The sequence below is a fragment of the Paraburkholderia sp. genome (genome assembly GCF_034668105.1).
Classification (GTDB): Bacteria; Pseudomonadota; Gammaproteobacteria; order Burkholderiales; family Burkholderiaceae; genus Paraburkholderia.
Genome location: NZ_JAXDPY010000060.1, coordinates 1 through 7,103 on the forward strand (window position 1 = coordinate 1; position 7,103 = coordinate 7,103).

Sequence of the window (7,103 nt, forward strand, 5' to 3'; positions counted from 1 at the left end):
CTCGATGACGAGCAGCACGTCGCCGGCTTCTACCGTGGCGCCGGCACTCACGCGCACTTGCCAGAGACTGCCCGCGATCTCGCTCTCCACGGCTACGTCGCCATCTTTCAACGGCGCGAGTTCCACGTTGTCAGCGATTGGCGCGTCGAAACTTTCTTCCGCCGCGCCCGCTTCCCGCCAGCGTTCGCGTTCGGCCTGAAACGCGGCTTGCTGACGCGCGCGGAACCGCTCGATGCCGGCAGCTTCGCGGGTGAGAAACGTTTGATAGTCGGCCAGCGAAAGTTCGGTCTCTTCGATCTTCAGCGGATATCGCCCTAGCGGGAAGTCCGCGCGGATGCGCTGCAATTCGTCGGCGGGGACTTCGTAAAAGCGGATCTGGTCGAAAAAACGCAACAGGTACGGCCGCCCCGCGAAATCCGCGACTTCGCGATAACGATTCCACATCTGCAACGTGCGGCCCACGAACTGATAGCCGCCAGGCCCTTCCATCCCATACACGCACAGATAGGCGCCGCCGATGCCGACCGAGTTCTCGGCCGTCCACGTGCGCGCCGGGTTGTATTTGGTCGTCACCAGCCGGTGACGCGGATCGAGCGGGGTGGCGACCGGCGCGCCGAGATACACGTCGCCAAGCCCCATCACCAGATAGCTGGCATCGAAGACGATCTGTTTGACGGCATCGATCGAAGCGAGGTCGTTGATGCGGCGGATAAACTCGAGATTGCTCGGACACCAGGGCGCGTCCTTGCGCACCGTCGTCATGTATTTGTCGATCGCGAGCCGGCACGCGGGATCGTCCCACGACAGCGGCAGATGCACGATCCGTGACGGCGCGCGCAAATCCTTCTGCAACACGACATGCTGCCAGGCGCGCTCGACGATCGCGAGCAACTGCAACAGAGGCAGGCGCTCAGGCTGATAGTGAATCTGCAGCGAACGGATGCCCGGCGTCAGATCGATCACGCCAGGCAGCGCCATGGATTCAAGCGCCTGCATCAGCGCATGACCGCGGAAGCGCAAGACGAGATCGAGTTCCGCCGGGCCGATTTCGAGCAGCAGATGCGTGTCGCCGGAAACGCGCGCGACGAGGCGATCACGATCCGCACCGGTATCGAGCACGATAGGCGATGCCAGCGGCGCGACCTTCGTGACAACCGGCTGTGCGTCGAATTCGAGCGTGTCCAGTTCTCGCAGACGTTGGCGCGCTGCGTCACGCGCTTGATCGATTCGCACCGGCACGAAACGCAGCTTGTCACCGGCTTTCAACTGGCCGATCTGCCAGAGATCCGCCTCGATGATCGTGACCGGACAAACAAACCCGCCAAGGCTCGGACCATCGGGCCCGAGAATCACCGGCATGTCGACGGTGAAATCGACTGCGCCGACCGCATACGGATTGTCGTGAATATTCGACGGATGCAGTCCGGCCTCGCCGCCATCCTCGCGCGCCCATTCCGGCTTCGGTCCGATCAGGCGCACGCCCGTGCGGCTGGAGTTGAAATGAATCTCCCATTCGGTGTCGAAGAACTGTTCGATATATCGCGCGCTGAAGTACTCCGGCGCGCCGTGCGGGCCGTAAATCACGCGCAGCGTTCGCACGGTTTCCAGCTCGGGGACCTTGGCAAGCACCGCGCCCGCGCTGTCGTCCTGGAGTGGCTGCAGATGCAGGACATCGCCCGCTCGCAGTGCTCGCCCGCCGTGGCCGCCGAACTGGCCGAGCGTGAAGGTGCTGCGGCTGCCGAGATACACGGCGACATCGAAACCGCCGCGCACGCACAAATAGGCACGCGCACCCGCCCCACGGATCGCGCCGAGCGCGAGCGTCGAACCGGCGGCGACAAGGAGCGTCGTGTTCAACGGCTGTGCGATGTCGTCGAGCAACACGGATAGATGCGCGCCCGTCACCACGACGACCGCATCCGTATTGAAGCGCAAGGTCGGCCCGCTCATGGTGATTTCGAGCGCGGCCGCATCGCGCGCATTGCCGAGCAGCCGGTTGCCGAGCCGCAGCGCGCGGTCATCCATCGGACCGGACGGCGGAATGCCGACTGCCCAGTAGCCCAGACGCCCCGGATGATCCTGCACGGTCGTCTGCGTGCCGCCGCTGAGCACCTCGATCGTACTCGCCCGGTACTTGAGTCCTTCGAGGCAACGCGTCCAGGGTTGGCCCGACGCAAACGGCTGATCGTCGAGGATCTGCCGCAGATAGTCGCGATTGGTCTCCACGCCGTAGATGCGCGTGCTCTGCAACGCGTCATTGAGCGCGTGGCGTGCCGCGTCGCGCGTCGGCGACCATGCGATCACCTTCGCCAGCATCGGGTCGAAGTAGGGCGGCACTTCGCAACCGGCTTCGATCCACGTGTCGATGCGCACTGCGCGGCCGTCGGCGTGCGGAAACGCGACATCGGTCAGCAAGCCGGGGCTCGGCTTGAAATCGCGGCCCGGGTCTTCGGCATAGAGGCGGGCCTGGATCGCGTGTCCTCTCGGCGTCGAGGTCGCCGCGAGTTGCTGCAACGGCGCGAGCGTGCCCGCGGCCAGTTCGATCATCCAACGCACCAGATCGACGCCCCAGACCTGCTCGGTCACACCGTGCTCGACCTGCAAACGCGTATTCACCTCGAGGAAGTAGAACCGCTGCGCGGCGCTGTCGTAGACAAATTCGACGGTGCCGGCCGAGCGGTAATTCACCGCTTTCGCGAGCTTCACGGCGGCCTCGCACAAGGCGGCGGACATGCCCTCCGGCAAACAGGGGGCCGGGGTTTCTTCGAGCACCTTCTGATTGCGCCGCTGCACCGAGCAATCGCGCACGCCGAGGGCAATCGCATCGCCTTGTCCGTCGCCGAAGATCTGCACTTCGAGATGCCGCGCGCGTTCGATGTACTTTTCGAGGAACACGCCGGCATCGCTGAAGTTGTTCTGGCCAAGGCGCTTGACCACGTCGAAATGCGTGCTCAGTTCCTCGGTGGTCCAGCACACCCGCATGCCGATACCGCCGCCGCCCGCCGTGCTTTTCAGCATCACCGGATAGCCGATCGCCGCCGCTGCGTCGAGCGCCGCCGGCAGATCGTCGAGCAAGCCCGTGCCTTCGAGCATCGGCACGCCTTGTTCGGCGGCGATGGCGCGGGCCGTGTGCTTCAGTCCAAACGCCCGCAATTGCGCGGGCGTGGGTCCGATGAACGCAATGCCGGCCGCTTCGCACGCTTCGCCGAAGCTTGCGTTCTCCGACAGGAACCCGTAGCCCGGATGGATCGCCTGAACGTTCTCACGGCGAGCGATCTCGAGAATCTTCTTCGAATCGAGGTAGGTGGCGGACGCCGGGCCGTCGCCAAGACAGTGCGCAAGCGGCGCCTCGCTCACATGAAGACTCGCGCGATCCGCTTCCGCATAAACGGCGACACCGGTTACTTCGAGTTCGCGCAACGTTCTAAGGATGCGGCACGCAATCGCGCCGCGATTGGCGATCAGGATTTTCTCGAACATGAAAGGGGTCTTGATTCATGGGCGGGCCGTCCCGCCACGTGGGAATTGCATGCCGCGGTCGTCCGCGGCAGAGACCGGCTTAGCGATTCGCGTGGGTCAGTTGTGCGCGCGTGCAGGTGCAGCATCGTCCGGAGCGAACCAGCATGACGAAGTACAGCCAGTTGCGGAGTCGCTTCAGTTCCATATCAGCAGCTCCGCGGGTGTCGGGTTATAGGCATTGCAAGGATTGTTCAACTGCGGGCAGTTGGAGATCAGCACGATCACATCCATTTCCGCGCGCAATTCCACGTACTTGCCGGGTGCCGAGATGCCGTCCTCGAAAGTCAGACCGCCAGCGGAGGTCACCGGAACGTTCATGAAGAAGTTGATGTTCGCGCCGATGTCCTGCTTCGACAAACGTCCGTCGTGTGCGCAGGCTCGCAGGTAGTTATCGCGGCAGCTATGCATGTAGCGCTTTTCCAGCGCATAACGCACCGTGTTGCTCTCCTGTGCGCAAGCGCCGCCGAGCGTATCGTGACGGCCGCAGGTATCGGCGACGATGGTCAGCATCGGCTTGCCGAGGTTCGAATACAGCACGGTGCCGGTTGTCAGGTACAGGCTTTTCTGCCGGCGCAGCGTGCGTTGCGGGTCGAAACGCTCACGCGGATCGGCGAGACCATAGAACAGCGTATCGACGGCCTGATTGCCTTCCAGATCGAGAATGCGCAGCGTCTGCCCGGCTTTCAGCTCGTGAAGCCACGGTTCACCGGCCGCGAGTGTCTCGCGAAAGACCGCGTTTTCAGGGCGTTTATCGCTGACGGTCAGCGTTGTTGTCATGGTGTCGGGCTCCGCTCAAAGAAACAGACGATCGGTATTGATGAAACCGCGCACGTTTTCCTCGCACGCGGTTCGGCAAAGCTCGGCGGCGTCGCGCTCCGCGTGGCTCAACGCAAGCTTGACGGGCTTCGGCGCATAGTCCGGATGCGGATCGAGCGGATGCTGGATCGCGGTGAGCACGACGAGCGTGTTCATTGGCGCATACAGATCGACGTAATCGCCGGGCTTCGAATTGCCGGGCACGAAATTCAGGGCGCCCGCCTCCGTGACGTCGACCCGGCTAAAGAGATTGAGCGTCATCAGCAGGTCCTGAATGCCGAGCCCCCACTTGCCCATTTCGACGAGCAGATTGTCGGTGCCGTTGCGATAGAACCCGTTGCGCAGTTCCTGGTAGCGGCCCGCACCGTAGTGCTCGCGCACTTCTTCCGCGTTCGATACACCGCCAATGCTGTCGTGCCAGCCACAGGTGTCGGTCACGATCGCGGCAAGCACGCGGCCCATGTCGGAGTACAGACAATGACCGGCCGTGAGTTTCGCCGTGTGCTGGCACTTCAGCGTGTCGGGCAGGTTGAGCCGCTCGCTCTTCTCGGCGGCATTGATCAACATCACGCTGACGTTCGCGCCGCCGCGCAGGTCGGTAATGCGCAACGACTGGCCGCGCTTGACGATCAGCGACGTATGACCGCCGCCGGGGACGGTTTCTTCGAGTAGCACATCCATGTTGTTGAGATTCCTGTCAGGCTGAGACCGCTTCGACCCGCGATGCGCCTTCCACCACGGCCTGGGCCAGATGGATGGACGACGCGGAGTCGCGGCTGTGGTCGAGCGGAATGTTGTAGGTGATACGCGCACCGTAGGCGCCGGGCGCCTGAGGGTCGACGCGGACCTTGTCGAATACCAGCACGCGGCTGCCCAGCGTGAAGCCTTCCTTCAGATCGTGCGTGACCATGAAAATGGTGAGCTTCGATTCCCGCCACAGGCTCAGCAGCAGCTCGTGCATGTCCTTGCGGATGCCGGGATCGAGCGCGCCGAACGGCTCGTCGAGAAGCAAGACGCGCGGCTTCATCATCAGCGCCTGGGCGATCGCGAGCCGTTGCTGCATGCCGCCCGATAATTGCTGCGGATATTTGTCCAACGCCGCGCCGAGACCGACGTGTTCCAGCATCGCCGCGGCCTCGTCGCGCGCCGCGCGCCATTGCGCGCCGAACAGCCGGCCCGTGAACTTCGCGCGCGGCAATTCGAGGCCCAGCATCACGTTGCGAATCACCGTGAGATGGTCGAACACCGAATAGCGCTGAAACACCACGCCGCGATGCTCGTCGGGCTCGGCGGGCAACGGTTGACCGTCCAGCAGAATCTCGCCGCGCGTGGCGCGCTCCTGGCCCAGCAACAGCCGCAGGAAAGTCGACTTGCCGCAACCCGATGCGCCGACCAGCGAACAGAACTCGCCTGCTTCGATCCGCAGGTTCAATCGTTCGAGCACGACCTGATCGCCGTATTCCTTCCAGACGTTGCGAACTTCGATCATCGTGCGGCTCCAAACCAGGGAAACGACCACTGCGTCACGCGGCGCAGCAACTCGTCGATGAGCCACGCGAGCAGCGTGATCCACGCCACGTAAGGCAGGATCACGTCCATCGCGAGGTAGCGGCGCACCAGAAAAATGCGGTAGCCGAGGCCGTCCGTCGAAGCGATCGCTTCCGCTGCGATCAGAAAGAGCCATGCCGCACCGAGCGACAGACGCATCGCCACCAGCAGACGCGGCAGCAATTGCGGCAGCACGAGACGCAGAATCAACGTCCAGCTGTTCGCACCGAGCGTCTGCGCCTTGACCCACAACTCGGCGGGGATTTCCCGGGCTCGCGAATGCAGGTCGCGGATGATCATCGGGGTAATGCCAACCACGATCAGCACCACCTTCGACAATTCGTCGAGCCCGAACACAATGAACAGAATGGGCAGCACCGCGAGCGGCGGGATCATCGAGATCACCGTGATGAACGGTGAAAACGTCGCGCTCGCCAACGGCAACGAACCGGTGGCGATGGCCACCGCCAGCGCGATCACGGCGCTCACGAGGAGGCCGATACCGAGCCGCCGCAAGCTCGAAACCGTATCGGCCCACAGCAGATACTCGCCCGTGCGTTTGTCTTCGGTGAAAGCGACCTGCTTGATGGCCTCGCTCATCTGCGTCGCGGCCGGCAGCAACTTGTCGTCGGGATTGAGCTTGAGCCGCATCGACGATCCGGTGAAATACACCGCCATCAGCATGATGAACGGCAGCAACAGCAGCATCAGGCCGCCGCTTCGGCTGGGATGTCGATTGATGAGTCGCATGGTGGCCGCCTTGACGAATGCGTGAGGGGTTGGGCTCAGAGCTTGCCGGCCGCCGCCATTTCGACGTAGGTCGGATCGAAACGCAGCTTGACGTTGCTCTTGTTGCCGATCACGACGCCTTTGTCGAACGCCATGCCGACCACGTCCGCGCTTTTGGCATCCTGTCCGAGCAGACCATGATCGAACGAGAACCTGGCGACGCGTGTCATGATCTTTGGCATTTCGGGGCTGGTGACGAAATCCAATGCGGCTTTCGGCGTATAGAAGAGCGCGGTGGTCGACAGTTGACCCTTGAAGCCCGCGAGATCCGTGCCGGATGCCGTGCCCATTGCCGTGAGCGCGGCGGTGCTGTCGGCGTTGTTGGCGTGCATCAGCGCGACCATCTCGAACCATGCACCCGTCAGCGCTTTGCCGAGTGCGGGGTGGTCGTGCAGGGTCTTGGTATTGACCACCATCATGTCCATGATTTC

5 protein-coding genes and 1 pseudogene are annotated in these 7,103 nt (G+C 63.3%); all 6 read right to left on the bottom strand.

The genetic code is table 11. The features are described 5' to 3' along the window. Positions 1 to 3,480 (bottom strand): urea carboxylase (uca, locus tag QOC89_RS03030; RefSeq protein WP_323043668.1); only part of this gene is annotated, 3,480 nt, incomplete at its 3' end. Between the two features lie 174 nt (positions 3,481 to 3,654). Then, positions 3,655 to 4,296, bottom strand: coding sequence for an urea amidolyase associated protein UAAP2 (locus QOC89_RS03035; protein ID WP_323043669.1), 642 nt, complete (start codon positions 4,294 to 4,296; stop codon positions 3,655 to 3,657). Between the two features lie 15 nt (positions 4,297 to 4,311). Then, the gene (locus tag QOC89_RS03040) at positions 4,312 to 5,016 is read right to left on the bottom strand and encodes an urea amidolyase associated protein UAAP1 (protein WP_323043670.1); all 705 of its coding nucleotides are present in this window, start codon (positions 5,014 to 5,016) and stop codon (positions 4,312 to 4,314) included. Positions 5,017 to 5,032: 16 nt separating this feature from the next. After that, positions 5,033 to 5,824 carry an ABC transporter ATP-binding protein gene (locus QOC89_RS03045; protein ID WP_323043671.1) on the bottom strand — a complete coding sequence of 264 codons (792 nt, stop codon included), beginning with the start codon at positions 5,822 to 5,824 and terminating at the stop codon, positions 5,033 to 5,035. Next, positions 5,821 to 6,633 carry an ABC transporter permease gene (locus tag QOC89_RS03050; protein ID WP_323043672.1) on the bottom strand — a complete coding sequence of 271 codons (813 nt, stop codon included), beginning with the start codon at positions 6,631 to 6,633 and terminating at the stop codon, positions 5,821 to 5,823. The genes QOC89_RS03045 and QOC89_RS03050 overlap by 4 nt, the downstream gene beginning before the upstream one ends. Before the next feature lie 35 nt (positions 6,634 to 6,668). Then, positions 6,669 to 7,103 (bottom strand): annotated as a pseudogene (locus tag QOC89_RS03055) (lipid kinase); the annotation flags it as partial.

Coding starts and splice junctions, on each gene's coding strand:
- QOC89_RS03035 (WP_323043669.1), bottom strand. CDS start 4,296: ATGACAACAACGCTGACCGTCAGCGATAAACGCCCTGAAAACGCGGTC.
- QOC89_RS03040 (WP_323043670.1), bottom strand. CDS start 5,016: ATGGATGTGCTACTCGAAGAAACCGTCCCCGGCGGCGGTCATACGTCG.
- QOC89_RS03045 (WP_323043671.1), bottom strand. CDS start 5,824: ATGATCGAAGTTCGCAACGTCTGGAAGGAATACGGCGATCAGGTCGTG.
- QOC89_RS03050 (WP_323043672.1), bottom strand. CDS start 6,633: ATGCGACTCATCAATCGACATCCCAGCCGAAGCGGCGGCCTGATGCTG.